This is a genomic window from Mesorhizobium sp. M7A.F.Ca.AU.002.02.1.1 (assembly GCF_003998535.1).
GTDB lineage: Bacteria > Pseudomonadota > Alphaproteobacteria > Rhizobiales > Rhizobiaceae > Mesorhizobium > Mesorhizobium ciceri.
On the sequence record NZ_RZPB01001471.1, the window covers coordinates 1 to 492 of the forward strand.

The window sequence follows — 492 nt, forward strand, 5'->3', positions numbered from 1 at the left end:
GACTGGCTGCAGACAGGCCCGCAAAGCTGGGACATCCTGGCCGACACCGACAAGGGCGCCATGGTGCTGTCGGGCGGCGGCTCGAAGCTCGCCATCGATGGCAAGCTCATTCACGAAGAGCCGGAAGCGGAATATCCGATGCTCTACAAGCGCTTCGCCGAGATCGTGCGCGCCGGCGTTTCCGATGTCGATCTGGCCCCGCTCCAGCATGTCGCTGACGCCTTCATGCTCGGCAAGCGCAACGTAGTCGAGGCGTTTTTCGATTGAGCTCTGGAACCGCACTCGCTGATCGCGCGCGGGGGTCGCAGGTTGGGAATAGTCGCGCGACAGGATTGTCGCGCGACTGAGAACCAGCGGATCGCCAGGCTCAATTCCTGGTCCTGCAACCGGCACGCTTGACCATGTCGGCAATGATCAGTGGCGTCGCCGGTGTCTGAGACCAGTTACCCTGACGAGGGGCGCCCGCTTCAAGGGCGGCGCGCACCGCTCGTG

General features: G+C 64.0%; 1 pseudogene. It reads left to right on the forward strand.

Annotated features, from left to right (window positions below):
• Positions 1 to 267: pseudogene (locus EN879_RS38425) on the forward strand (gfo/Idh/MocA family oxidoreductase); the annotation flags it as partial.
• Between the last annotated feature and the right edge of the window lie 225 nt (positions 268 to 492).